This window comes from Pseudomonas sp. Pseusp18, from assembly GCF_059506005.1.
The window spans coordinates 6534027-6559749 of record NZ_CP169240.1; the positions used below are offsets into that span (position 1 = coordinate 6534027).

Here is a 25723-nt window from a genome sequence, read left to right on the forward strand (position 1 = left end):
TGGGCGGAAAGCAAAAACAAAAGATCGCAGCCTGCGGCAGCTCCTACACAGGCATTGTGTTTCACCTGTAGGAGCTGCCGAAGGCTGCGATCTTTTAGGAGCGAAGATTATGCGCCCGGTACGAAGTGCTTCTGCGCGGTGCCACGGGCGATCAGGCGGGAGATGTAGTCGAGCTTCTGTGCATCCTGGTCGACAAAGCGGAACGTCAGTTGCAGCCACTCGCTGTCCGGCTTCGGCTCGTGGGCGACGATGGCGTGCAAGTAGCCGTTAAGACGGGCAGTTTCGGCGTTGTCGCCCTGCTCCAGGTCGAGTACGGCGTTGTCGAGGACTTGCGGCAAGGTGTCGGTGCGTTTCACCACCAGCAGCGCTTCCTTGATGCTCAAGGCCTTGATCACGCATTGCTGTGTGCCGCTCGACAGGCGCAGTTGGCCTTGGCCACGACCGCCAGCGGAGGCAGCGGCTGGCGCCTTGACCGGTGGATTGTTGAGCAGGCCGCGAGACGGCGCCGCAGCCGGGGCTGGCGCGGCGGCGGCAGGTTTGGCAAACGGGTTGACCGCTGCAGCCGAGGGTGCGACCACCGCCGCTTTGCCACCGGTCAATGCGCTCAGGGAATCGTTGCCGAACGCCGAGTTCATTTTGGTCGGCGCGCTATTCATCAAGGTATCGAGCTTGCCAACCTTGTTCAGGGCCTGCTTGACCTTGGTCAACAGCTGCTCGTTGGTGAATGGCTTGCTGACGTAGCCGGAAACCCCGGCCTGGATCGCCTGGACCACGTTTTCTTTATCGCCACGGCTGGTCACCATCACGAACGGCATGGTCTTGAGGTTGTCCTGCTCACGGCACCAGGTCAGCAACTCCAGACCGGACATTTCCGGCATTTCCCAGTCACACAGGACCAGGTCGAACGCTTCCTTGGCCAGCATGGCCTGGGCCTTTTTACCGTTGACTGCATCTTCGGTCCGGATCCCCGGGAAGTAGTTGCGCAGGCACTTTTTTACCAGGTCACGAATGAACGACGCATCGTCCACGACCAACACACTGATCTTGCTCATCCAACACCCCTTTAAATATCCCGGCAAGCATAACGCTGGCTGATGGCACTTTGCCAAAACTCTTCAGTCACGCCGGGACTTTTCGTTCGCGGGTGCTGCTTTTCAATTCGGCTTTTCAGTTCAAAAGCCACACAAACAAAAACGCCCGGCCAAGGGGCCGGGCGCTTTTTCTTGGGCAACCTTACTTATCGTCAGCTTTGTCCGGAACATTAGCGGTTTCGGCACTTGTGCCTTCCACTTCTTCCTTCATGCGCTTGAGGCCCAGGTGACGCACGTCGGTGCCGCGCACCAGGTAAATCACCAGTTCCGAGATATTGCGCGCGTGGTCGCCGATTCGCTCAAGGGAGCGCAGCACCCAGATAATGCTCAAGACACGCGAGATAGAGCGTGGATCTTCCATCATGTAGGTGGCGAGTTCGCGCAGCGCGGTCTTGTATTCGCGGTCGATGATCTTGTCGTACTGCGCCACCGACAGCGCCAGGTCGGCGTCGAAACGGGCAAATGCGTCCAGGGCATCGCGAACCATGTTGCGCACCTGGTCGCCGATGTGGCGAACCTCGACATAACCGCGCGGCGCTTCGCCTTCTTCACACAACTGAATGGCGCGACGGGCGATCTTGGTGGCTTCGTCGCCGATACGCTCGAGGTCGATCACCGATTTGGAGATGCTGATGATCAGACGCAAGTCCGACGCCGCCGGCTGACGACGAGCCAGAATGCGCAGGCATTCTTCGTCGATATTGCGTTCCATCTGGTTGATCTGGTCGTCGACCTCGCGCACTTGCTGGGCCAAGCCGGAGTCGGCCTCGATCAGCGCAGTGACCGCGTCGTTGACCTGCTTCTCGACCAGCCCGCCCATGGCCAGGAGGTGGCTGCGCACTTCCTCGAGCTCAGCGTTGAACTGCTGGGAGATGTGATGGGTAAGGCCTTCTTTACTAATCATGTTGGCGTCCTTGGAGCGTCCGGTAAGGTGCGGTGGGCCGCAGCGTCAGTTCAGTGAGCAACAACAGCTTCCTAGCCGTAACGACCGGTGATGTAGTCTTCGGTCTGCTTCTTCGCCGGATTGGTGAACAGGGTGTCGGTGTCGCCGAACTCCACCAGTTTGCCCATATACATGAACGCCGTGTAGTCGGAAACCCGCGCGGCCTGTTGCATGTTGTGGGTCACGATAACAATGGTGAACTTGGATTTCAGTTCGTAGATCAGCTCTTCGACTTTCAGCGTGGAGATCGGGTCGAGTGCCGAGCACGGTTCGTCGAGCAGCAGCACTTCCGGCTCCACGGCGATTGTGCGGGCAATCACCAGACGTTGCTGCTGACCGCCGGACAAACCGAGTGCCGACTCGTGCAGACGATCCTTGACTTCATCCCACAGCGCCGCGCCTTTCAACGCCCACTCGACGGCTTCGTCGAGGATGCGCTTTTTGTTGATGCCCTGGATGCGCAAGCCGTAAACCACGTTTTCATAGATGGTTTTCGGGAACGGGTTGGGCTTCTGGAACACCATGCCGACGCGACGACGCAGCTCGGCCACGTCCTCGCCCTTGCGGTAGATGTTGTTGCCGTAGAGGTTGATCGCGCCTTCGACGCGGCAGCCATCCACCAGGTCGTTCATGCGGTTGAAAGTGCGCAACAGCGTGGACTTGCCACAGCCGGACGGCCCGATGAAGGCGGTCACGCGCTGTTTCGGGATGTTCATGCTGACGTCGTACAGCGCTTGTTTTTCGCCGTAGAACAGGCTCAGCCCCGGCACTTCGATGGCCACGGTTTCCTGCTCGAGACTCAGGCTCTGCTTGTCGCGGCCCAGGGCCGACATGTTGATGCCGTGAGTGTGTGCTTCGTGCTGCATGGGAGGCTCCCTGTGCTAACAAATTCGGTTCAGTGAGCCGCTGGCCTCACAAGATGGGCCAGCGGTGTCGCCGCTCTGTAGGAGCGGCGGTAATTAGCTATCCAGCGCCTTGTACTTCTCGCGCAGATGGTTACGGATATAAACGGCCGACAGGTTCAATGTCGCGATCACCAGCACCAGCAGCAGCGCTGTGGCGTACACCAGCGGTCGCGCGGCTTCGACGTTCGGGCTCTGGAAGCCGACGTCATAAATATGGAAGCCCAGGTGCATGATCTTCTGGTCCAGGTGCAGGTACGGGTAGTTGCCATCCACTGGCAGCGACGGCGCCAGTTTCACCACGCCCACCAGCATCAGCGGCGCCACTTCACCGGCGGCGCGGGCCACGGCGAGAATCATGCCGGTCATCATGGCCGGGCTGGCCATTGGCAGCACGATCTTCCACAAGGTCTCGGCCTTGGTCGCGCCGAGGGCCAACGAACCTTCGCGCACGGTGCGAGGAATCCGCGCCAGGCCTTCTTCGGTGGCCACGATCACCACCGGCACAGCCAGTAGCGCCAGGGTCAGGGAAGCCCAGAGCAAACCTGGTGTACCGAAGGTCGGCGCCGGCAGCGCTTCAGGGAAGAACAACCGGTCGACCGAGCCGCCCAGTACATAGACGAAGAAGCCCAGGCCGAACACGCCGTAAACGATCGCCGGTACGCCCGCCAGGTTGTTCACCGCAATACGGATCACTCGGGTCAGAGTGTTCTGCTTGGCGTATTCACGCAGGTAGACCGCCGCCAGCACTCCGAACGGAGTGACGATCATCGCCATGATCAAGGTCATCATCACGGTGCCGAAAATCGCCGGGAAGATCCCGCCTTCGGTGTTGGCTTCGCGCGGGTCATCACTGAGGAATTCCCAGACCTTGCTGAAGTAGAAGCCAACCTTGGTAAAGGTGCTCATGGCGTTCGGCTGATAGGCGTGAACCACTTTGCCGATGCCGATCTCGACCTCTTTACCGTTCGCGTCACGAGCCGTCAGGCTGTCACGGTTGAACTGCTTGTGCAGGTCGTTCAGACGCGCTTCGATTTCCTGATAACGGGCATTCAGCTCGGCGCGCTCAGACTCCAGGTCCGCCTGTGCGGTAGCGTCGAGACGGCCGGCCAATTCCAGCTTGCGACCGTGCAGACGAACACGTTCGAGACCGGCGTTGATCGCGCCGATGTCGGTTTTTTCCAGGCTCTTGAGCTGCCCAGCCAACTGGTTGACGCGATCGACACGGGCCTGCAACTCAGGCCATGCGGCTTCGCCTTCAGCGACGACCTTGCCGTCCTCTTTAACGTTGACCAGATAGCCGTAGAAGTTGCCCCACTCGCGACGCTCGATGGTCATCAGCTCTGGCGGAGTCTTCTGGTTGGTCAGCCACTCGCCGACAGTCCAGGTGAAGTCCGTGCCGTTCAGATCACGGTTGCCGACCTTGATCAGCTCGCGGGTCATGAACTCCGGGCCCTGATCGGGCACCGGCAGGCCAGCGCTTTTCAGACGCTCGCGTGGCACTTCTTCCTTCTGCACCACTTCGCCGATGACCAGGTGATTGGCCTGGCCCGGCACGTCATAACTGGCGTGGACCAGGTCCGCCGGCCAGAAGTGACCCAGACCGCGCACGGCAATCACCGCCAGCAGGCCAATGGTCATGATGACCGCAATGGACACCGCGCCACCGCTGATCCAGACGCCGGGGGCGCCGCTCTTGAACCATCCATTCAGGGAGTTCTGTTTCACAGACTTCTACCTTTCTTAAAGCGACGAGTATTTCTTGCGCAGACGCTGACGAATCAGTTCCGCGAGGGTGTTCATGATGAAGGTGAACAACAGCAGCACCAGCGCCGAGAGGAACAGCACGCGGTAGTGGCTGCCGCCGACTTCCGATTCGGGCATTTCCACCGCGACGTTGGCTGCCAATGTACGCAGGCCTTCGAACAGGTTCATTTCCATGACCGGGGTGTTACCGGTGGCCATCAGCACGATCATGGTTTCACCGACCGCGCGGCCCATGCCGATCATCAGCGCCGAGAAGATGCCCGGGCTGGCGGTGAGGATCACCACGCGAGTCATGGTCTGCCACGGCGTGGCGCCGAGGGCCAGGGAACCAAGAGTCAGGCCGCGCGGCACGCTGAACACGGCGTCTTCGGCAATGGAGTAGATGTTCGGGATGACCGCAAAACCCATGGCCAGGCCGACCACCAGAGCGTTGCGCTGGTCGTAGGTGATGCCCAGGTCGTGGGAGATCCACATGCGCATGTCGCCGCCGAAGAACCAGGTTTCCATGTACGGGCTCATGTACAGCGACAGCCAACCCACGAACAGAATCACTGGAATCAGGATCGCGCTTTCCCAGCCGTCCGGCACTTTCAGGCGGATCGACTCAGGCAGGCGACTGAAAACGAAACCCGCCACCAGAATGCCGATCGGCAGGAGCATCAGCAGGCTGAAGATGCCCGGCAAATGCCCTTCTACATACGGTGCGAGGAACAGGCCGGCGAAGAAGCCGAGGATCACCGTCGGCATCGCTTCCATCAGTTCGATCACCGGCTTGACCTTGCGACGCATGCCCGGTGCCATGAAGTACGCGGTGTAGATCGCTGCGGCGACGGCCAGGGGCGCGGCCAGCAGCATGGCGTAGAACGCGGCTTTCAGGGTACCGAAGGTCAGCGGCGAGAGGCTCAGCTTGGGTTCGAAGTCGGTGTTGGCGGCGGTCGATTGCCAAACGTATTTAGGCTCGTCGTAGTTCTCGTACCAGACCTTGCTCCACAACGCGCTCCAGGAAACTTCCGGGTGCGGGTTGTCGAGCAGCAACGGTTGCAGCTTGCCGCCCTGCTCCACGATCACGCGGTTGGCCCGTGGCGACAGGCCGAACAGGCCTTGGCCGTCGACCACCTGATCCACCAGCAAAGTGCGGTGCGCGGTGCTGTGAAACACGCCGAGCTTGCCGGACGCATCAAGGGCAACGAAGCCTTTTCGACGTTCTTCGGCGGTGATTTCAACAATCGGCGCAGCGCCCATCTGGAAGGTGCGGATTTGCTTCAGGCGCAGTTCGCCATCGTGATCGCGAGCCATGAACCACTGGGCGAGACCGCCCTTGGAGTCGCCGAGAATCAGTGAGATACCGCCCACCAGCTGGGTGCTGGCGGTAATCTCGGCATCGCCGTCTTCGAGCAATTTGTAGCGACCGTTGAGACTCTTGTCGCGCAGGCTGAACACATCGGCTTGAGCGCGACCGTTGACCACGTACAGCCACTGCTGACGCGGGTCGACGAAGATGTTCTTCACCGGCTCGGTCATTTGCGGCAGGTCGATACGTTTCTGCTCGTTGGTGACTTCGCCGGTCATCATGTTTTCTTCGCTGGTCAGCGACATGACATGCAGTTGCGCACCGGTGGAGCCAGCCAGCAGCAGGGTCGAATCGGTGGCATTGAGGCTGACGTGCTCCAGAGCGCCGCCCGCCTCGTTCAGCACGATTGGCGTTTCGCCGTACGGGTATTCGATGGCCGGCGAGATGGTTTTCTTGCCGTCCGGGTAGCTGACTTTATAGGTATGACGGAACACCAGCACCTGACCGTTGGACAACCCCACTGCGACCAATGGATGGCCGGGTTGATCTTCACCGATGGAGGTCACGCTGGTACCGGCCGGGATCGGCAGGTCGACACGACGCAGTTCGGCGCCGCTATCGATATCAAAGAATAGCGCCTGGCCCTTGTCGGAAACCCGCATGGCCACCTGGTTCTGTTCTTCAAGGGAGATCATCAGCGGCTTGCCGGCGTCTTGCATCCAGGCGGGCGTGATGGCGTCTTTGGCGGTCAGGTCGGCACCCTGGAACAGCGGCGCGACAACATAACCAAGGAAGAAGAAGATCAGGGTGATCGCGCCGAGGACGGCGAGGCCGCCGACGAGGACGTACCAGCGGGTCAGGCGATCTTTCAGCGCACGGATGCGGCGCTTGCGGTGCAGCTCAGGCGTATTGAAGTCAATTCGCTTGGGGGGATTTGTAGTCATGGTGGAGTTGGCCAGATCATTCATGCGCACACCCTAGCGATCCTGTATGACAGAAAGATGACAATGCAGTGACGCAACAAATCCGCCGCCGGTGGAAACTGGCAGTGGATCAGAAATTTGGGGAGGGCCGGGTTGCCATCATGGCAACCCTGGGCCTTTGTAGCAGCGAAGCTTGCTCGCGAAGCCTCGCTCCTACAGGTCCGGGTTTACCCCGGACCTAGGGTTTTACTTTTTTGCGACTTCAGCGCCGCCTTCCGCCAGACCCAGGTCAGCCAGTGCTTTTGCAGCAACCTTGGCTGGCAGTGGGATGTAGCCGTCTTTCACTACAACTTCCTGGCCCTGCTTGGACAGAACCAGTTTCACGAACTCGGCTTCCAGCGGGGCCAGAGGCTTGTTCGGGGCCTTGTTGACGTAAACGTAGAGGAAACGCGACAGCGGATACTTACCGTTCAGGGCGTTTTCTTCGGTGTCTTCGATGAATTCAGTGCTGCCTTTCTTGGACAGGGCCACGGTCTTCACGCTGGCGGTCTTGTAGCCGATGCCCGAGTAACCGATGCCGTTCAGCGAGGAGCTGATCGACTGCACAACCGACGCCGAGCCTGGTTGTTCGTTGACGTTTGGCTTGTAGTCGCCTTTGCACAGGGCTTCTTCTTTGAAGTAGCCATAAGTGCCGGATACCGAGTTACGACCGAACAGTTGTACTGGCTTGTTGGCCAGGTCGCCGGTCACACCCAGGTCGCCCCAGGTTTTCACATCAGCTTTGGCGCCGCACAGACGAGTCGAGGAGAAGATCGCGTCGACTTGTTCCATGGTCAGGTGCTGGATCGGGTTGTCTTTGTGTACGAAGACCGCCAGGGCGTCCACGGCCACCGGGATAGCGGTTGGCTTGTAGCCATACTTCTGCTCGAAGGCCGCCAGTTCGGTGTCCTTCATCTTGCGGCTCATCGGGCCCAGGTTGGAGGTGCCTTCAGTCAGCGCAGGTGGCGCGGTGGCGGAGCCAGCGGCCTGAATCTGGATGTTTACGTTCGGGTATTCTTTTTTGTAGTTCTCAGCCCACAGGGTCATGAGGTTGGCCAGGGTATCGGAGCCGACGCTGGACAGGTTGCCCGACACACCAGTGGTCTTGGTGTAGCTCGGGATAGCAGGGTCAACAGCGGCAACCGCGTTGGCAGTCGCAACGCCAGCAGCGACAAAAGTCATTGCCGCCATCAAACGCTTCAGTTTCATGCCTTACTCCTAGCAGATAGGTGTGTTAAGTCGGGGCCAAGTATCAGCAGGCCGTGTGAACACTCTATGGCTGAAATATGACAATTGGATGAAAGGCCAGCATCTAGCGATAGATCGTTCCCACGCTCTGCGTGGGAATGCATCTCGGGACGCTCTGCGCCCCATTCAAAAGCGGACGCAGAGCGTCCATGGCGGCATTCCCACGCAGAGCGTGGGAATGCTCGGTTACAAGGTTAGCGCCCCTTCTTCCAGAGATACCCGCCCACCAGAACCCCGACACCACAAATGATCGCTACGTAATACGCCGGCCCCATCGGGCTTTCCTTGAGCAGCAGAGTGACGACCATCGGGGTCAGGCCGCCGAAGATGGCGTAGGCCAGGTTGTAGGAGAACGACAACCCGCTGAAGCGCACCACCGCCGGGAAGGCTTTGACCATCACATACGGCACTGCACCGATGGTGCCGACCAGCAAACCGGTCAGGGCGTACATCGGGAACAGCCAGTCTGGATGATTGAACAGGCTGTGATAGAAGGTCCACGAGGTCAGCAGCAGCAACGCGCTACCGAACACGAACACCCGCCCGGCGCCAAAACGGTCAGCCAGTGCGCCGGAGGCCACACAGCCCAGGCTCAGGAACACGATGGCCAGGCTGTTGGCCTGCAACGCGGTAGTCGGCGGGAAGTGGTAGACGGTCTGCAGCACAGTCGGGGTCATGAGGATGACCACGATGATCCCCGCGGATAGCAACCAGGTCAGCAGCATGGAAATCAGAATCGCCCCGCGATGGTCACGCAGCACCGCGCGCAGCGGCACTTCTTCGGCCAAGGCTTTACGCAATTGCAGTTCGGCAAACACCGGGGTTTCGTGCAGCCAGCGGCGCAGGTAGACCGAGAACAGGCCAAACACACCGCCCAGCAAGAACGGGATACGCCAGGCGTAATCCGACACTTCCACCGGCGTATAAATGCTGTTGATCGCGGTGGCGACCAATGAGCCCAACAGAATGCCGGCAGTCAGACCGCTGGTCAGCGTGCCGCAGGCATAACCGATGTGCCGCTGCGGTACGTGTTCGGAAACGAATACCCAGGCGCCCGGCACTTCGCCGCCAATCGCTGCGCCCTGGATCACCCGCATCAGCAGCAACAGGATCGGCGCCCACATGCCTATCTGCGCATAAGTCGGCAGCAAGCCCATGATCAGGGTCGGCACCGCCATCATGAAAATGCTCAGGGTGAACATCTTCTTGCGTCCCAGCAGGTCACCGAAGTGCGCCATGACGATGCCGCCCAACGGCCGAGCCAGGTAACCGGCGGCGAAGATGCCGAATGTCTGCATCAGGCGCAGCCACTCGGGCATGTCGGCGGGGAAGAACAGTTTGCCGACCACCGTGGCGAAGAACACAAAAATGATGAAGTCGTAAAATTCCAGCGCGCCGCCCAAGGCAGACAATGACAAGGTCTTGTAGTCGTTGCGGGTCAGCGGACGTGCAGGTTGGGCTGGTTGCGCGATGCTCGAGGGCGCTGTGGTCATGGCAAGGGCTTCTCTTATAGTCGGATCTGCAACCTCAACAACGCTGGCGGAGGCTTGGGCAGGTTCGGCACGATAGCAAATTGTTCGAAAAAGCACATAGAGGTGCGTATTTGACGGTCGAAATGAGAACCGGACGGTCGTCTCGGAGTCTATCGACCGATATACTCACAACGTTGCAACGGTTTGTAAGGGGTTGCTGTGCGAAACCGTCGTTGGCACCCGTCAGCCGATTTCGCAGAGTTTCCCTTTAGGCGCCTTACGAAAAACGTGACGAACGTAGTATGTTCGGGGCTGAATCGTTTTTCCTTGAGACGGCTATTCACCTGAAGTACCAATGAGAGTCACGGGTCAGAGGCACCCCCGGCATGATAGAGCTCGAACAAGAAGATCCAATCCCGCAAGGCGACCTGGCCCTGCAAATTACCGCGCTTCCGCGTGAAACCAACGGCTTTGGCGATATTTTCGGCGGCTGGCTGGTGGCGCAGATGGATTTGGCGGGCACCGCAATGGCCAGCAAGGTTGCCGGTGGTCGCGTGGCCACCGTTGCGATCGATCGCATGGCGTTTCTGGTGCCGGTGGCGGTGGGCGCTCAGCTCTCCTTCTATACCCAGGCCCTGGAAATCGGTCGCAGCTCGATTCAGATGATGGTTGAAGTCTGGAGCGACGATCCACTGTCCAGCGAGTGGCGTAAAGTGACCGAAGCCGTGTTTGTGTTCGTCGCCATCGACGGCAGCGGCCGCACTCGTTCGGTTCCGCCCAGAGCTCGTTAAACAAGGCGCTCGTTAAACGCGGTGACCGTTTTGCGGTCCATAGCAGTCATTGTTCCTGATTGAGAGTCGCCCCATGAGCACGCCCACCGTCGAAGCCGTGAAACTGGATGAACTGAACTGCTGGCGCATCCGCCACGGTCAGGCCGAATTGCTGGTGGCCCAGCAAGGCGCGCACATCCTCAGTTATCAATTGGCCGGCCAACCGCCGCTGATCTGGCTCAACGACGAGGCAGTGTTCAAGACCGGCAAAGCTATTCGTGCCGGTGTGCCGGTGTGCTGGCCGTGGTTCGGCAATCTGTCGCGCAACCCGCAGAGTGTCCAGGCCATGCGCATCAGCCAGGAGCCGCCGACCGCTCACGGGCTGGTGCGAGCGATGGACTGGGAACTGGGCAGCATCGAAACCGAGGGCGAAAGCCTGAAGGTGGAGTTCGTCCTGCCCTACCCCGAAGGCGGCCTGCCAGGCTGGCCGCATCAGGTGGGCTTGAAGCTGAGCATTCGCCTGGATGAGCAGTTGCACATCAGCCTGACGAGCGAAAACAACGGCACTGAACCCGTCACGATCAGCCAGGCGCTGCACAGCTATTTCGCGGTCAGCGATGTGCGCAACGTGCACGTTGAAGGGCTTGATGGCTTGAGTTACATCGAGACGCTGGACGACTGGAAAACCGTCACTCAGACCGGTGATCTGCGTTTTACCGGTGAGACCGACCGCATCTATTTGAATACCCCGCCGACGCTGAGCATCGTTGACCCGCACTGGGAACGACGCATTGAACTGACCAGCAGCGGTTCGCGCTCGGCGGTGATCTGGAACCCATGGATCGACCGCGCCGCGGCGTTCAGCGACATGGCTGACGATGGCTGGCAGCGCATGTTGTGCATTGAAACGGCGAATGTGATGGATGATGTGGTGACGCTAGCGCCGGGTGCTAGCCATACCCTGGGCGTGAGCATCGCCAGCAAACCGCTTTAAGATCAAAAGATCGCAGCCTGCGGCAGCTCCTACGCTGATCTATGTAGGAGCTGCCGCAGGCTGCGATCTTTTTTGCGGTAACCGCGCTTACAAATCCGATTCCTTGACCACCCGTACTTGGGCCGCATCCAGCGCATACGCCGCATCCGCCAGGTCGTTGTTAACCGTCTCGATCTTCAGCGTGCCGGTCACCCACAGCGGTGTGTAGATGTCATTCAGCTTCAGGCCTTTGGGATAACGCACCAGCACCAGTTGGTTAGGCGGCGGTGGTGGCACGTGGATACAAGCGCCTGGGTACGGCACGAGGAAGAACAACGTGCTGCGGCCCTTCGCATCGGATTCCAGCGGTACCGGATAACCGCCGATGCGGATGTGCTTGTCGTTCATCGACGGCACGGTCTTGGTCGAATACATCACCGCCGGCAAGCCCTTGCTCTGCTTCATGCCACCTTTTTGGGTAAAGGTGCCATTGGCTTCCGGTGAATTGTGATCGATTTCGGGCATGGCCTCGAGGGCCTTCTGGTCCGACTTGGGCATCAGTTCGAGCCAGTCGGTTTCCGGCAGTTCGCCGGCATGGGCCAAACCACTGCCCAGGAAGAGAAGAGTCAACAGAAGACGGCGCATGAAGGTGCTCGGCAAAGGAAAGGACGTTGGAACGCCAAGCATTCTAGCCCTCTCCGGTGTTGGCGCAGAGAGGGCTTTGTCGCTTGAATCAGTTCTTTTTGATCAGGCCGTAGATCACCAGCAATATCACCGCGCCCACCAACGCACCGATGAACCCCGCGCCCTGACCCGCATGGTAAATGCCCAGGGCCTGGCCGCCGTAAGTGGCCGCCAGTGAACCGCCGATACCGAGCAGGATGGTCATGATCCAGCCCATGCTGTCATCGCCCGGTTTCAGAAACCGAGCCAGCAGGCCGACGATCAAGCCGATAAAGATGGTTCCGATAATTCCCATGGCATTTCCCTCTGATTAGGTTGGCTATGTCAAAGCCTAGACAGACTTTGGCATCCTGCCATCAGAGAACGGCGGCCTCGGAAGGTTCCGCCGCTGCTACATGAAACTATTCGGCAATCAGCGCTTCGACCTTGAGGATCTGCGCAGCGAGCGTCGCCCGATCAGCACAACGCAGGTTGGCATGACCGACCTTGCGGCCGACCTTGAAGGCCTTGCCGTAGTGATGCAGATGGCAATCGGCAATGGCCAGGACTTTCTCGGTGTCCGGTACTTTACCGATGAAGTTGAGCATCGCGCTCTCGCCGACCTTGGCCGTCGAACCCAGCGGCAAACCGGCAACGGCTCGCAGGTGGTTTTCGAACTGACTGCACTCGGCACCTTCGGTGGTCCAGTGCCCGGAGTTGTGCACACGCGGGGCGATCTCGTTGGCCTTGAGGCCACCGTCGACTTCGAAGAACTCGAACGCCATCACGCCGACGTAGTCCAGCTGCTTGAGTACCCGGCTGGAGTAGTCTTCAGCCAACGCTTGCAACGGGTGATCGGTGCTGGCCACGGACAGCTTGAGGATGCCGCTGTCGTGGGTGTTGTGCACCAGCGGATAGAACTTCGTTTCGCCATCGCGAGCACGCACGGCGATCAGCGAGACTTCGCCGGTGAACGGCACGAAGCCTTCCAGCAGGCACGCAACGCTGCCCAGTTCGGCGAAGGTGCCGACCACGTCTTCAGGCTTGCGCAGGACTTTCTGGCCCTTGCCGTCGTAACCCAGGGTGCGGGTTTTCAGCACGGCCGGCAGGCCGATGGCAGCCACGGCGGCGTCCAGATCGGCTTGGGACTGGATGTCGGCGAACGCAGGGGTCGGAATTCCCAGGTCCTTGAACATGCTCTTCTCGAACCAGCGATCGCGGGCGATGCGCAGCGCTTCGGCGCTCGGGTACACCGGAACGAATTGCGACAGGAAGGCCACGGTTTCGGCCGGGACGCTTTCGAACTCGAAGGTCACCAGATCGACCTCATCGGCCAACTGACGCAGGTGATCCTGATCGCCGTAATCGGCCCGCAGGTGTTCGCCCAACGCGGCTGCGCAAGCATCCGGCGCCGGGTCCAGGAAAGCGAAGTTCATGCCCAGCGGAGTACCCGCCAGCGCCAACATGCGACCCAACTGGCCGCCACCGATTACACCGATCTTCATCGTCAACAACCTCAGGCGATGCGTGGGTCTGGATTGTCCAGGACGCTGTCTGTCTGCTCAGCGCGGAATTTTTTCAGCACGGTATGAAACTGCGGATGCTTGGCGCCCAGGATGCTCGCCGAGAGCAGGGCTGCGTTGATCGCACCGGCCTTGCCGATGGCCAGGGTGGCGACCGGAATGCCGGCTGGCATCTGCACGATAGAAAGCAGCGAATCGACGCCCGAGAGCATCGACGACTGCACCGGCACGCCCAGCACCGGCAGGTGAGTCTTGGCCGCACACATGCCTGGCAGGTGGGCCGCGCCACCGGCACCGGCGATGATCACCTCGATGCCACGGGCCTCAGCCTCTTCGGCATACTGGAACAGCAGGTCCGGGGTGCGGTGGGCAGAGACCACTTTCACCTCGTAAGGGATGCCGAGCTTTTCCAGCATATCGGCGGTGTGGCTAAGGGTGGACCAATCGGACTTGGAGCCCATGATCACGCCAACCAGTGCGCTCATCGTCGTGCCTCTTCTCTCTGGGCGCCCGCAGGCGCGTCAAAAAACAACAAGCCACGCAAAATGCGTGGCTTGATTGTACGAATTATGGCCAGTCAAACCGGCCGAAGGCCGCGCAGTATACCTCAATGAAGCAGATAAACAGCCCCCCAAACGACCATCTGTCATACGGCGCAAAGTGCCGGTTTTATTGACTTCAGGGTCAGCCCGACGCCTACAAAAAATCATTAACCCGCAGGGTTTTGCGCTGTGCCGCCTTCCAGCTTGCGCCAGAGCAACCGCACATTCGCCTTGCGCACCAGCGCGCAGCGATACAGCCGAATCTCCAGCGGCACATGCCATTGCGGGCCACCGCAGATGACCAACTCGCCGCGAGTCAGTTCGGCGCGCACGCTCAAACGCGGCACCCAAGCGATGCCCAGGCCTTCCAGCGCCATGCTTTTCAGGCTGTCGGCCATGGCGGTCTCGTAAATAGTGGTGAACCTCAGGGCGCGCTGGCGCAACAGCATGTTCACTGAGCGCCCGAGAAATGCCCCGGCACTGTAGGCCAGCAAAGGCACGCTGGTCTCGCCTTCCAGGTCGAACAACGGTTTGCCGTCAGCGTCCGCGGCGCACACCGGGAGCATTTCGGTGTCCCCCAGATGCAATGACGGAAAAATCTCCGAGTCCATTTGCATCGCTGCGTCCGGATCATAAAACGCCAACATCAGATCACAACCGCCTTCACGCAACGCGTGCACCGCATCGCCAACGTTTGTGGCCACCAGTCGCGTGGCAATGTTCAACCCTTCGTTGCGCAATTGTGCGATCCAGCGCGGGAAGAAACCCAGCGCCAGGGAGTGCGCGGCGGCGACTTGTATTACCTCGCCCTGCCCGCCTTCCAGGTGATGCAGGTGGCGCAGCACTTCACCCAGCTGTTCGACCACGGTTCGCGCGGTCACAAGAAACAGCTGCCCCGCCGCCGTCAGCTCGACCGGGGTGCGGGAACGGTTGACCAGCGTCAGCCCCAGCGCGGCTTCGAGGCTGCGGATCCGCCGACTGAAGGCAGGCTGAGTCACGAAGCGTCTTTCGGCCGCCTGGGAGAAGCTGCGGGTGGCAGCCAGGGCACTAAAGTCCTCAAGCCATTTGCTTTCCAGATTCATCACGCCCTCCCGGACATGCACCAATTTAGGTCACACGCTCGCCGCGCACGCGGCGTCACACGGGCATTATGCCGAATGTGCATAGGCTAGTGTTTAACAGCATTGGCTCAAAATTCTGCACAAGCCTAGCATTTGCGCTGTTCCGGCATAGACCGGGTCCATATCGAGATGATTTCTATCATGTCCTCCGCTGCATCTTTCCGCACAGAAAAAGACCTGCTTGGCGTACTCGAAGTACCTGCTCAAGCGTATTACGGCATCCAGACCCTGCGAGCGGTGAACAACTTCCGTCTCTCCGGCGTTCCGATTTCGCATTACCCAAAACTGGTTGTTGGTCTGGCGATGGTCAAACAGGCCGCCGCTGACGCCAACCGCGAGCTGGGTCACCTGAGCGAAGCCAAGCACGCTGCCATCAGCGAAGCCTGTGCCCGATTGATCCGCGGCGATTTCCACGAAGAATTCGTGGTGGACATGATTCAAGGCGGCGCTGGCACTTCAACCAACATGAATGCCAACGAAGTCATCGCCAACATCGCGCTGGAGGCCATGGGCCACAGCAAGGGCGAATACCAGTACCTGCACCCGAACAACGACGTGAACATGGCGCAGTCGACCAACGACGCCTACCCGACGGCTATCCGCCTGGGTCTGCTGTTGGGTCACGACGCGCTGCTGGCCAGCCTCGACAGCCTGATCCAGTCGTTCGCCGCCAAAGGTGAAGAATTCAGCCACGTCCTGAAGATGGGCCGTACCCAGCTGCAAGACGCCGTGCCGATGACCCTCGGCCAGGAATTCCGCGCCTTCGCCACCACCCTGAGCGAAGACCTGGCACGCCTCAAATCCCTGGCGCCTGAACTGCTGACCGAAGTGAACCTGGGCGGCACCGCGATCGGTACCGGCATCAACGCCGACCCGCGTTACCAGGCCCTGGCCGTTCAGCGTCTGGCCCTGATCAGCGGTCAACCGCTGGTGCCAGCCGCCGACCTGATCGAAGCCACCTCCGACATGGGCGCCTTCGTGCTGTTCTCCGGCATGCTCAAGCGTACCGCGGTCAAGCTGTCGAAGATCTGCAACGACCTGCGTCTGCTGTCCAGCGGCCCACGCACCGGCATCAACGAAATCAACCTGCCGGCGCGCCAGCCAGGCAGCTCGATCATGCCAGGCAAGGTCAACCCGGTTATCCCTGAAGCCGTGAACCAGGTGGCGTTCCAGATCATCGGCAACGACCTGGCCCTGACCATCGCGGCCGAAGGCGGCCAGCTGCAGCTGAACGTGATGGAGCCGCTGATCGCCTTCAAGATCTTCGACTCGATCCGCCTGCTGCAACGTGCCATGGACATGCTGCGCGAGCACTGCATCGTCGGCATCACCGCCAACGAAGAACGCTGCCGTGAACTGGTCGAACACTCGATCGGCCTGGTTACCGCGCTGAACCCGTACATCGGCTATGAAAACGCCACCCGCATTGCCCGTGTTGCCCTCGAAAGCGGCCGCGGCGTGCTGGAACTGGTGCGCGAGGAACGCTTGCTCGACGAAGAAATGCTCGCCGACATCCTGCGCCCGGAAAACATGATTGCTCCGCGTCTGGTGCCTTTGAAGGCTTAACCAAACGCAGGCTCTTTTGAAGAGCACGCTCACCAGGTCGAGGGACTAGACACCTCTCACCTTTTGAGGGCTTGGGGATTTACTCCCTCAAGCCCTTTTTTTTCCAACACTTTGCGGATTTTACGAACATGTTGAATGTTTTCAGTGCCGCCAAGATCGCAGCCTTCGACAGCTTCTACAGGGTTTGACAGAGACCCGTAGAGGCTGCCGAAGGCTGCGATTTTTTGATTTTGCAGCACTTTCGTTTCGTCGATTGCACCACAACTGTGCAGACGGACGGCACTCTCCTATGTATAGTGCCGGCCCTCTTCGCGTGAGCGGTCGTCGATAACGAGACCCAAGCCCATGCGAAAGCCGAACTAATAACAACCCGCGAAATGGAACAGGGACGAACCTTCGACCCACCTGTTGTGCCACGCACAACCTGGTGTAACGCGATGTGTCGACCACCCAGTATTCGCACACACAAAAAATAGCGAGGAATAATCCATGCTCGAAGTCATCAACGACTTCCTCTCAGGGAAAGTACTGATCGCGCTCATTGTCGGGCTCGGTAGCTACTTCACGATCCGCTCGCGTTTCGTCCAGTTCCGCCATTTCGGCCACATGTTCAGTGTCTTCAAAGAGTCCCTTCACGGCCAGGCAGGCCAGCTGAGCTCGTTCCAGGCCCTGATGCTGAGCCTCGCCGGCCGCGTCGGCGCCGGTAACATCGCCGGTGTCGGCATCGCCGTGACCCTCGGCGGCCCGGGCGCCGTGTTCTGGATGTGGGTCACCGCACTGGTAGGCATGTCCAGCAGCTTCTTCGAATGCACCCTGGCCCAGGTCTACAAGCGCGCCGAAGGCGACGGCCTGTATCGTGGGGGCCCGGCCTACTACATTCAGCACGGCCTGAAGCTGAAAGGCATGGCGGTGGTGTTCTCCATCCTGCTGCTGGTCACCTACGGCTTCGCCTTCATCGGCCTGCAGTCCTACACCGTGACCCACTCGCTGCAGAACGCCTTTGCCTTCGACCCACGCCACACCGGTATCGTCCTGGCGGTGCTGCTGGCCATTACCTTCATCGGCGGCATCAAACGCATCGCCGCGGTGTCCGACCTGCTGGTACCGGTCAAGACCCTGGCCTATATCGGCGTGACCCTGTACGTGATCGGCACCCAGATCGAACACGTGCCAGCCATGCTGGAAACCATCTTCAAGAGCGCCTTCGGCCTCGACCCAGCCTTCGGCGGCCTGCTCGGCAGCGCCATCGTGATGGGCGTGAAGCGTGGCGTGTTCGCCAACGAAGCAGGCCTGGGCAGTGCGCCGAACGTCGCCGCCGTGGCCGCCGTGAAGCACCCGGGCGCCCAGGGCGTGGTCCAGGCCTTCAGCGTGTTCCTCGACACCTTCGTGATCTGCACCTGCACCGCGCTGCTGATCCTGCTGTCGGGCTTCTACACCCCGGGCTTCGAAGGTGACGGCATCGTCCTGACCCAAAACTCGCTGGCCGCCGTGGTCGGTGACTGGGGCCGCGTGTTCGTCAGCGTCGCGCTGTCGCTGTTCGTCTTCACCTGCATCCTCTACAACTACTACCTGGGCGAGAACAGCCTGCAGTTCCTCAGCCGCAACCGCGCCGTGCTGATGGTTTTCCGCGGCCTGGTTCTGGCGCTGGTGGTATGGGGTTCGATGCAGGACCTGTCGACCGTGTTCGCCTTCGCCGACATCACCATGACCTGCCTGGCCTTCGTCAACTTGATGGCCCTGGCCATGTTGTTCAAGGTCGGCCTGCGCGTGATGCGCGACTACGACGAGCAGCGCCGCGCCGGCGTCAAGCAGCCAGTGTTCGACTCCAGCAAATTCACCGATCTGGACCTGGACCTGAAGGCCTGGCCGAGCAGCCCAAGCCAATCGGCTCCACGCGAGCAAGGCGCAGCCCAGGGCACGCCTGCCACGCAACGCTGATCGCCCTGGCGGGTGGCTCCCCGCCACCCGCCGCGACAGACCGCAACGAGTGGCGTCCTGCCACTCGACGTGACACACCTTGCGCACGCAGGCATGCTGCGGCGCAAGGTGCATTCGTCCAGGAGACCCATCAATGAATTCCGCCTCTTACCCTGCCGCGCAGCACGTCATGGTGCTCTACACCGGTGGCACCATCGGCATGCAAGCCAGTGCCCACGGCTTGGCCCCGGCGTCCGGTTTCGAAGCGCGGATGCGCGACTACCTGCACAGCCAGCCTGAGTTGGTGGTGCCGCAGTGGCGCTTTCGCGAGATGTCGCCACTGATCGACAGCGCCAACATGACCCCTGCGTACTGGCAGCAACTGCGTGAAGCGGTGGTCGACGCCGTTGATGCCCAGGGCTGCGACAGCGTGCTGATCCTGCATGGCACCGACACCCTGGCCTACAGTGCCGCGGCCATGAGCTTCCAGTTGCTCGGCCTGAACGCCCGTGTATGTTTCACCGGCTCCATGCTGCCGGCCGGCGTGACCGACAGTGATGCCTGGGAAAACATCAGTGGTGCACTGGGTGCCCTTGGCCAAGGCCTGGCGCCGGGTGTTCATCTGTACTTCCACGGCGAACTGCTCGACCCGACCCGCTGCGCCAAGGTTCGCAGTTTCGGTCGTCATCCGTTCAAGCGACTGGAGCGTCAGGGCGGCGGCGAGAAAGCTTCCTCGATACCTGCCCAACTGAACTACAACCAGCCAAGGCAACTGGCGAAGGTCGCGGTCCTGCCGCTGTTCCCCGGCATCGGCGCCGAGCAACTGGATGGCCTGCTCAACAGTGGTATTCAGGGTCTGGTGCTGGAATGTTATGGCAGCGGCACCGGGCCCAGCGACAACCCCGGGTTTCTCGCCAGCCTGGAACGGGCACGAGACAATGGCGTGGTAGTGGTTGCGGTCACCCAATGTCATGAGGGTGGCGTGAAGCTCGACGTGTATGAGGCGGGCAGCCGCTTGCGCGATGCCGGCCTGTTGTCCGGTGGCGGCATGACTCGCGAGGCGGCGCTCGGCAAGTTGCATGGGCTGCTCGGTGCAGGGCTTGAAACCGCTGAAGTTCGGCGGCTGGTCGAACTCGACCTGTGTGGCGAACTGAGCTGACACAACACATAACCTTGTGGGAGCCCGCTCCCACAAGATCGTTATTGGGCACATAACTTGCTCCCGTTCCAGCATCTCGACGCTGGAAGACTCCATGCTCCACTCCCACCTCACCACCCTCAACGCCGTCTCCCTGGTGCTCAACACCTTCAAGGCCGAAGGCCTGTCCAGCGAGGCGTTATTGGCCGGCAGCGGCATCAGCGTGGCGGATCTGAGCCGGGCGGACACGCGCATCACCACCAATCAAGAGATGCTGGTGTGCGCCAATGCCGTCGCGCTGCGCCGCGATATCGGTCTGGAGTTGGGCCGGCGGATGCACGTTTCGTCCTATGGCATGCTCGGGTACGCCTTACTCACCAGCGCCACTTTAGGTGACGCCTTGCAGTTGGCGCTGCACTACCCGGCGCTATTGGGAACACTGTTCGAGTTGAGCCTGGAGGAGGATGGCGAGCGCATCTGGCTCACCGCTGGCGACTATCGGGAAAACCCCGCGCTGGCACCGTTCAATGTCGAGTTTTGCCTGGTCTCGATGAAAGTCACCTGCGAAGACCTGCTCGGCCACCCTCTGCCTTTGCTCGGCGCTCGCTTCGATTACCCGGCACCGGACTATCAGGCGCGCTACAGCGAGCGTTTCGACTGTCCGTTGCAGTTTGATGCAGCATCCAACGGATTTGCCTTCGACAAGCGCTGGCTCGAACACCCCCTGCCGCTGGCCGACGCCATCACCCACCAGGCCATGGCCGAGCGCTGTCGCAAGCAAAACACCGAGTTCACCGGGCGTCAGGCCTGGCTGGGGCGCATCCGCCAATTGCTCGCCGCGCAACTGAGCGCGGCACCGGGCCTGGACGGGCTGGCCGAACAGTTGAACTGCTCGTCGCGCACCCTGCGCCGACATCTGAAGGACCTGGGATGCAGCTATCAGGAACTGCTCGATGAACTGCGATTTGAACAGGCCAAACGCATGCTCTGCGAGGATCAACTACCGATCTACCAGATTGCCGAAGCATTGGGGTTCAGCGAGACCGCGAGTTTCCGGCATGCGTTTGTGCGCTGGAGTGGGGTGGCGCCGAGCCAGTTCCGGCCTTGAGCCGCCCCAGTGGCGAGGGAGCTTGCTCCCGCTCGGCTGCGCAGCAGTCGTTACCCGGCAACTGCTATCTGAAGGGAGGAATACGGTGTTCGGTTTGGGTCTGCTGCGCAGACCAACGGGAGCAAGCTCCCTCGCCACAGGGGGGCGAATTTCGGTCAAATGTTTTGGCCATATCGATCCCCTTTTGGCCTTTCCTGCCGTTCTCCCAAACGTCGCCTGCCGCAAGACTGTGTTCAAACCGAATCAGCCTGCGGAGAACAAGAATGCTGACGATCTACTCGGACGACCACCACCTGCATCATGGCCGTTGTGAATTGATGGACGGGCAATTGATGCCCTGCTTCGAAATGCCTTCACGGGCTGACCATGTGCTAAAGCGCGTGCAGTACCGCAACCTCGGCCCGGTGGAGGCGCCGCAGGATTTCGGTCTCGGGCCGATCGAACGCATCCACAGCCGCGACTACCTCGACTTCTTCAAAGGTGCCTGGGCGCGCTGGACCGCATTCAATACCGACGGCGACTTGCTGCCCTATACCTGGCCGGCCCGCACCCTGCGCCGAATCATGCCCACCAGCCTGCACGGCCAACTCGGCTATTACAGCTTCGACGGCGGCGCACCGATCACCGCCGGCACCTGGCAAGCGGCGTACAGCGCAGCGCAAGTTGCCCTCACGGCCCAAGCGGCGATCCAGCGCGGCGCCCGCAGTGCCTTCGCCCTGTGCCGTCCACCGGGACACCATGCCGCCAGCGATTTGATGGGCGGTTATTGCTACCTCAACAACGCCGCCATCGCCGCTCAAGCGTTCCTCGATCAAGGCCACAAAAAGGTTGCGATCCTCGATGTCGATTACCACCACGGCAACGGTACTCAATCGATTTTCTACGAACGCAGCGACGTGCTGTTCACCTCGATCCACGGTCATCCAGAAGCCGAGTTTCCGTTCTTCCTCGGCTACGAAGACGAACGCGGTGAAGGCGCAGGCGAAGGGTTCAACTTCAACTACCCGTTGCCCGCCGGCAGCGCTTGGGACCGTTGGAGCGCCGCACTGGAACAAGCCTGCAAAGAGATCGAAACCTACGGCGCCGACATCGTTGTCGTGTCCCTGGGCGTCGATACGTTCAAGGACGACCCCATCTCCCAGTTCAAACTCGACAGCCCGGATTACCTGGCGATGGGCACGCGCATCGCCAGCCTCGGCAAGCCGACACTGTTCGTGATGGAAGGCGGTTACGCAGTAGAAGAAATCGGCATCAATGCCGTGAACGTTCTCGAAGGTTTTGAAAGCGCCCAATGAGGAATTAGAACAATGAACCGACTCAAGCGTCTTATCGCTCCAGCTCTATGCGCCACGCTGCTCAGTGGCGCCGTTCATGCTGAAGAACGTACGTTGCGGGTGTACAACTGGTTCGACTACATCACCCCCAAAGCACTGGAAGATTTCAAGGCTCAGAACACCCAGACCAAACTGGTCTACGACATCTTCGACACCAACGAAGCGCTGGAAGCCAAGCTGCTGACCGGCAACTCCGGCTATGACGTGGTGGTGCCGTCCAACGTGTTCCTCGCCAAGCAGATCGAAGCCGGCGTATTCCAGCCAGTGGATCGCAGCAAACTGCCGAACTGGAACCACCTCGATCCCAAGCTGATGAAGCTGATCGAAGCCAACGACCCGGGCAACAAATTCGCCGTGCCGTACATGTACGGCACCATCCTGATTGGCTTCAACCCGGACAAGGTCAAGGCGGCCTTGGGCGACAACGCACCGGTGAACAGCTGGGACCTGATCTTCAAGGAAGAGAACATCAGCAAGCTCAAGCAATGCGGCGTGGCCCTGCTCGACTCACCGTCGGAGATCCTGCCGCTGGCCCTGCAACACCTGGGCCTGGACCCCAACAGCAAGAAGCCGGCGGACTACGCCAAGGCTGAAGCGCTGCTGATGAAGATCCGCCCGTACGTCACCTACTTCCATTCATCCAAGTACATGGCCGACATCGCCAACGGTGACATCTGCGTCGCGGTCGGGTATTCCGGCAGCTTCTCCCAGGCCGCCAACCGTGCCAAGGAAGCCAAGAACGGTGTGATCGTCGACATGCGCCTGCCCAAAGAAGGCGCGCCGATCTGGTTCGACATGCTCGCGATCCCCAAAGGCGCGAAAAACCCGGAAGACGCCTACACCTTCATCAACTACCTGCTGCAACCCCAGGTCATCGCACCGGTCAGCGACTTCGTCGGCTACCCGAACCCGAACAAGGACGCCACGGAAATGGTCGACCCGGCGATTCGCAACAACCCGAACCTGTACCCGACCGAAACGGCAATGAGCACGCTTTACACCCTGCAACCCTTGCCTCGCGATGCCGAACGGGCGCGGACCCGGGCCTGGACCAAGATTAAGTCCGGGACCTGAAACACCCGGTGAATCAAAGACCCGCGCCATCGCGGGTCTTTTTTGGTCAACTTTGATCTGCGCGGTGGCAGCAATCAGGAACTCATCGCCATTTATCGCGGCGAGATCAGTCGCACACTCGCCGTCCCAGTGTTTTATTCGTAGGTCAGCGGTTCATTAGAAAAAACGGGAGGCCATCGTTCAATCCCGCCAGACCTGTCGCAACCGTGCCAGCGCCGACTCTATCGCTGGCTCTGGCACCGCCGCAAAACCCAATACCAGACCGGCGCGCTGATCGACTGGAGTCCTGGAGTCCGATAGCCAATAGTTGCTCAAGCCATTGATCTCCACACCCACGCTTTCTGCTTGTTCGATCAGCTGCCGTTCGCGGGCCAGGCTGTCCACTGAAACCGTCAGGTGCAGCCCGGCGGAGACGGTGGGCAGGCTACCCACACCGGCAATCCCGGTCGGCCAACCGTCCAGCAAACAATTGCGACGGCTGAGGGCGGCACGCCGCATCCGGCGAATGTGCCGCTGAAAATGCCCGGTAGCCATGAACTCGGCCATCACCGCCTGAGTGCTCACCTCGGAATGGCGCATATCCACCGCCCGACGTTGCGCGAATGCGTCCACCAGGCCCGGCGGCAGCACCAGATAACCCAGGCGCAGCGCCGGAAAAGCGACCTTGCCGAAGGTGCCGACATACAGCACCCGCCCATGGCGATCGAGTGCCGCCAATGGCGCCAGCGGCGCGCCGCTGTAACGATACTCGCCATCGTAGTCGTCCTCGATGATCCAGCCCTGGTTGCGTTCGGCCCAGGCGAGCAGTTCCAGGCGCCGGGCCAGGCTCATGACCACACCGGTCGGGTATTGATGGGAAGGCGTGACGTAAGCCAGCCGACAATCGCTCAACCCCGCCAGCGCGCTGCAGTCGATCCCTTCGTCATCCACCGGCACACCATGCAACCGTGCACCGGCTACCGCAAAGGCATGACCGGCGGCGCGATAACCTGGGTTTTCGATGCCCACCCCATCGCCAGGCCCCACCAGCAACTGTGCACAAAGGCTGATCCCCTGCTGCGCACCACTGGTGATCACAATTTGCTCAGCGGTGCACTGCATGCCGCGCGAACTGCGCAAGTAAGCAGCAATCAGCCCACGCAATCGCGAATCGCCCGCAGGGTCGCCATAACACAGCTGCTGTAAATCCGGCTTACGCCAGAAAGCCGCATTCAGCTTGGCCCAAACCTCGAAAGGGAACAGATCGAACGCCGGCACGCCGACCCTGAATGCGCGCGGCGGACCACTGGGCGGCACGGCCAAATGATTCTTTTCAACGCGCCCCAAAGCGCCGCTGTGGATAACTTTACTGGATGAATCAACAGGCAAATCCAGCCAGTCTGTGGATAAGGCTGTGGGTAACCCTGTTGAAAACCCTGTGGATACTTTTGTGGATAATTTTTTCACCGACAACGCCGCCTGAGGCAATTGCGCAACGTAAGTCCCGTCGCCAACACGCCCCTCGATGAAGCCTTCAGCGTAAAGCTGATCGTAGGCACGGACCACGCTGTTGCGGGAAATCGATAAGGCCGCCGCCAGATCGCGACTGGCCGGCAGTCGTGTGCCGCTGGCCAATCGTCCGTCGAGTACGCGTACCCGCAGCGCTTGATAGAGCTGCCGACTCAGGCCCTGGCGGCGGTCGAGTTCGATACCCGCCGGGTTGAACGACGAGGGAAGCGGCGTATTCGACATGACAATGGACCTATGAAATTGGTCATTAATGGCTCTTACAACAGACCATTAGCCTGCCTAGGATGAGGGCATTCGCCAAGGAAATTTTCCCTGTACCTGCCACTTTGACGCGTTAAGGAATAAACATGAGTCAGATCGACATCCGCCAGGTCACCGCCGACGATCACGCTGCCTGGCTGCCGTTGTGGCAAGCCTACTTGCGCTTCTACAACACCGAACTGCCCGATGTCGTGACCCAAAGCACCTGGCAGCGCCTGCTCGACCCGAGTGAACCGACCCACGGGGCGCTGGCCTGGGCCGATGGCAAAGCGGTGGGCATGGTGCATTTCATCTATCACCGGTCGAATTGGAGCATCGAAAACTCCTGCTACCTGCAAGACTTGCTGGTAACGCCCGAAACCCGTGGCACCGGCGTTGGTCGGCAACTGATCGAATTCGTCTACAGCACGGCAAAGGCCGACGGGTGCTGCAAAGTCCATTGGCTGACCCACGAAACCAACGCCACCGCGATCCAGCTCTATGAACGCATCGCCGAACGCCCCGGTTTCATCCAGTTTCGCAATGCCCTTTAAGGTTTAAGGAGAGCA

Annotated in this window: 23 protein-coding genes; 9 read left to right on the top strand and 14 right to left on the bottom strand. The window is 60.5% G+C overall.

Annotated elements, in window-relative coordinates:
• Positions 1–107: 107 nt before the first annotated feature.
• The 7 genes from ACEN9A_RS29580 to ACEN9A_RS29610 form a co-directional block, all read right to left on the bottom strand.
• Positions 108–1052 (bottom strand): response regulator, encoded by a 945-nt coding sequence (locus tag ACEN9A_RS29580; RefSeq protein ID WP_258671684.1) that lies wholly within the window; start codon positions 1050–1052, stop codon positions 108–110.
• A 181-nt stretch (positions 1053–1233) separates the two neighbouring features.
• Positions 1234–1995 carry a phosphate signaling complex protein PhoU gene (gene phoU / locus ACEN9A_RS29585; protein ID WP_007934507.1) on the bottom strand — a complete coding sequence of 254 codons (762 nt, stop codon included), beginning with the start codon at positions 1993–1995 and terminating at the stop codon, positions 1234–1236.
• Between the two features lie 71 nt (positions 1996–2066).
• The gene (gene pstB, locus ACEN9A_RS29590) at positions 2067–2900 is read right to left on the bottom strand and encodes a phosphate ABC transporter ATP-binding protein PstB (protein WP_007934504.1); all 834 of its coding nucleotides are present in this window, start codon (positions 2898–2900) and stop codon (positions 2067–2069) included.
• Between the two features lie 93 nt (positions 2901–2993).
• Positions 2994–4664, bottom strand: a complete 1671-nt coding sequence (gene pstA, locus ACEN9A_RS29595) for a phosphate ABC transporter permease PstA (protein WP_258671686.1) — start codon at positions 4662–4664, stop codon at positions 2994–2996.
• A gap of 15 nt (positions 4665–4679) precedes the next feature.
• Positions 4680–6713, bottom strand: a complete 2034-nt coding sequence (locus tag ACEN9A_RS29600) for an ABC transporter permease subunit (RefSeq protein ID WP_258674234.1) — start codon at positions 6711–6713, stop codon at positions 4680–4682.
• Positions 6714–7163: 450 nt separating this feature from the next.
• A complete protein-coding gene (locus ACEN9A_RS29605; RefSeq protein WP_019580399.1) occupies positions 7164–8165 on the bottom strand; it encodes a phosphate ABC transporter substrate-binding protein PstS in 1002 nt (333 codons plus the stop codon).
• A gap of 233 nt (positions 8166–8398) precedes the next feature.
• Positions 8399–9697, bottom strand: a complete 1299-nt coding sequence (locus ACEN9A_RS29610; RefSeq protein WP_258671688.1) for an MFS transporter — start codon at positions 9695–9697, stop codon at positions 8399–8401.
• 365 nt (positions 9698–10062) lie between these two features.
• On the opposite strand from ACEN9A_RS29610, the gene ACEN9A_RS29615 reads away from it, so the two are divergent.
• Positions 10063–10467 carry an acyl-CoA thioesterase gene (locus ACEN9A_RS29615; protein WP_007896491.1) on the top strand — a complete coding sequence of 135 codons (405 nt, stop codon included), beginning with the start codon at positions 10063–10065 and terminating at the stop codon, positions 10465–10467.
• 73 nt (positions 10468–10540) lie between these two features.
• Entirely contained in the window at positions 10541–11440 is a 900-nt protein-coding gene (locus ACEN9A_RS29620; protein ID WP_258671689.1) for a D-hexose-6-phosphate mutarotase, read from the top strand.
• 87 nt (positions 11441–11527) lie between these two features.
• Here the strand turns inward: ACEN9A_RS29620 and ACEN9A_RS29625 are convergent, their stop codons facing one another.
• The 5 genes from ACEN9A_RS29625 to ACEN9A_RS29645 all read right to left on the bottom strand — a co-directional run bounded on the left by ACEN9A_RS29625 (position 11528) and on the right by ACEN9A_RS29645 (position 15229).
• Positions 11528–12064, bottom strand: a complete 537-nt coding sequence (locus ACEN9A_RS29625) for a DUF3299 domain-containing protein (protein WP_030132475.1) — start codon at positions 12062–12064, stop codon at positions 11528–11530.
• A gap of 88 nt (positions 12065–12152) precedes the next feature.
• Positions 12153–12398, bottom strand: a complete 246-nt coding sequence (locus ACEN9A_RS29630) for a GlsB/YeaQ/YmgE family stress response membrane protein (protein WP_007934492.1) — start codon at positions 12396–12398, stop codon at positions 12153–12155.
• Positions 12399–12504: 106 nt separating this feature from the next.
• Positions 12505–13587 (bottom strand): 5-(carboxyamino)imidazole ribonucleotide synthase, encoded by a 1083-nt coding sequence (locus ACEN9A_RS29635; protein WP_258671690.1) that lies wholly within the window; start codon positions 13585–13587, stop codon positions 12505–12507.
• Between the two features lie 11 nt (positions 13588–13598).
• Positions 13599–14090: a 5-(carboxyamino)imidazole ribonucleotide mutase gene (purE, locus tag ACEN9A_RS29640; protein WP_003196369.1), complete on the bottom strand. Its 492-nt coding sequence runs from the start codon at positions 14088–14090 to the stop codon at positions 13599–13601.
• Between the two features lie 224 nt (positions 14091–14314).
• Positions 14315–15229, bottom strand: a complete 915-nt coding sequence (locus tag ACEN9A_RS29645; RefSeq protein WP_258671691.1) for a LysR substrate-binding domain-containing protein — start codon at positions 15227–15229, stop codon at positions 14315–14317.
• A 180-nt stretch (positions 15230–15409) separates the two neighbouring features.
• Between ACEN9A_RS29645 and aspA the strand changes: the two genes are divergently transcribed.
• Positions 15410–16834, top strand: coding sequence for an aspartate ammonia-lyase (aspA, locus tag ACEN9A_RS29650; protein WP_007934488.1), 1425 nt, complete (start codon positions 15410–15412; stop codon positions 16832–16834).
• A gap of 56 nt (positions 16835–16890) precedes the next feature.
• Here aspA and ACEN9A_RS29655 read toward each other — a convergent pair whose 3' ends face one another.
• Positions 16891–17073, bottom strand: coding sequence for a hypothetical protein (locus ACEN9A_RS29655; RefSeq protein WP_138866537.1), 183 nt, complete (start codon positions 17071–17073; stop codon positions 16891–16893).
• Positions 17074–17323: 250 nt separating this feature from the next.
• On the opposite strand from ACEN9A_RS29655, the gene ACEN9A_RS29660 reads away from it, so the two are divergent.
• The 5 genes from ACEN9A_RS29660 (at position 17324) to ACEN9A_RS29680 (ending at position 23405) form a co-directional block, all read left to right on the top strand.
• Positions 17324–18772, top strand: coding sequence for an alanine/glycine:cation symporter family protein (locus ACEN9A_RS29660; protein ID WP_018927384.1), 1449 nt, complete (start codon positions 17324–17326; stop codon positions 18770–18772).
• A gap of 133 nt (positions 18773–18905) precedes the next feature.
• On the top strand, positions 18906–19910 hold the full coding sequence (locus ACEN9A_RS29665; RefSeq protein ID WP_258671692.1) for an asparaginase: 1005 nt from the start codon (positions 18906–18908) through the stop codon (positions 19908–19910).
• Positions 19911–20004: 94 nt separating this feature from the next.
• The gene (locus ACEN9A_RS29670; protein ID WP_086945214.1) at positions 20005–20997 is read left to right on the top strand and encodes an AraC family transcriptional regulator; all 993 of its coding nucleotides are present in this window, start codon (positions 20005–20007) and stop codon (positions 20995–20997) included.
• 263 nt (positions 20998–21260) lie between these two features.
• The gene (locus tag ACEN9A_RS29675) at positions 21261–22292 is read left to right on the top strand and encodes a histone deacetylase family protein (RefSeq protein ID WP_258671693.1); all 1032 of its coding nucleotides are present in this window, start codon (positions 21261–21263) and stop codon (positions 22290–22292) included.
• Positions 22293–22304: 12 nt separating this feature from the next.
• Positions 22305–23405, top strand: coding sequence for a polyamine ABC transporter substrate-binding protein (locus tag ACEN9A_RS29680; protein WP_258671694.1), 1101 nt, complete (start codon positions 22305–22307; stop codon positions 23403–23405).
• Between the two features lie 180 nt (positions 23406–23585).
• Here the strand turns inward: ACEN9A_RS29680 and pdxR are convergent, their stop codons facing one another.
• Positions 23586–25136 (bottom strand): MocR-like pyridoxine biosynthesis transcription factor PdxR, encoded by a 1551-nt coding sequence (gene pdxR / locus ACEN9A_RS29685; RefSeq protein ID WP_258671695.1) that lies wholly within the window; start codon positions 25134–25136, stop codon positions 23586–23588.
• A gap of 125 nt (positions 25137–25261) precedes the next feature.
• On the opposite strand from pdxR, the gene ACEN9A_RS29690 reads away from it, so the two are divergent.
• Positions 25262–25708, top strand: a complete 447-nt coding sequence (locus tag ACEN9A_RS29690) for a GNAT family N-acetyltransferase (RefSeq protein WP_019651296.1) — start codon at positions 25262–25264, stop codon at positions 25706–25708.
• The last annotated feature ends 15 nt before the right edge of the window (positions 25709–25723 follow it).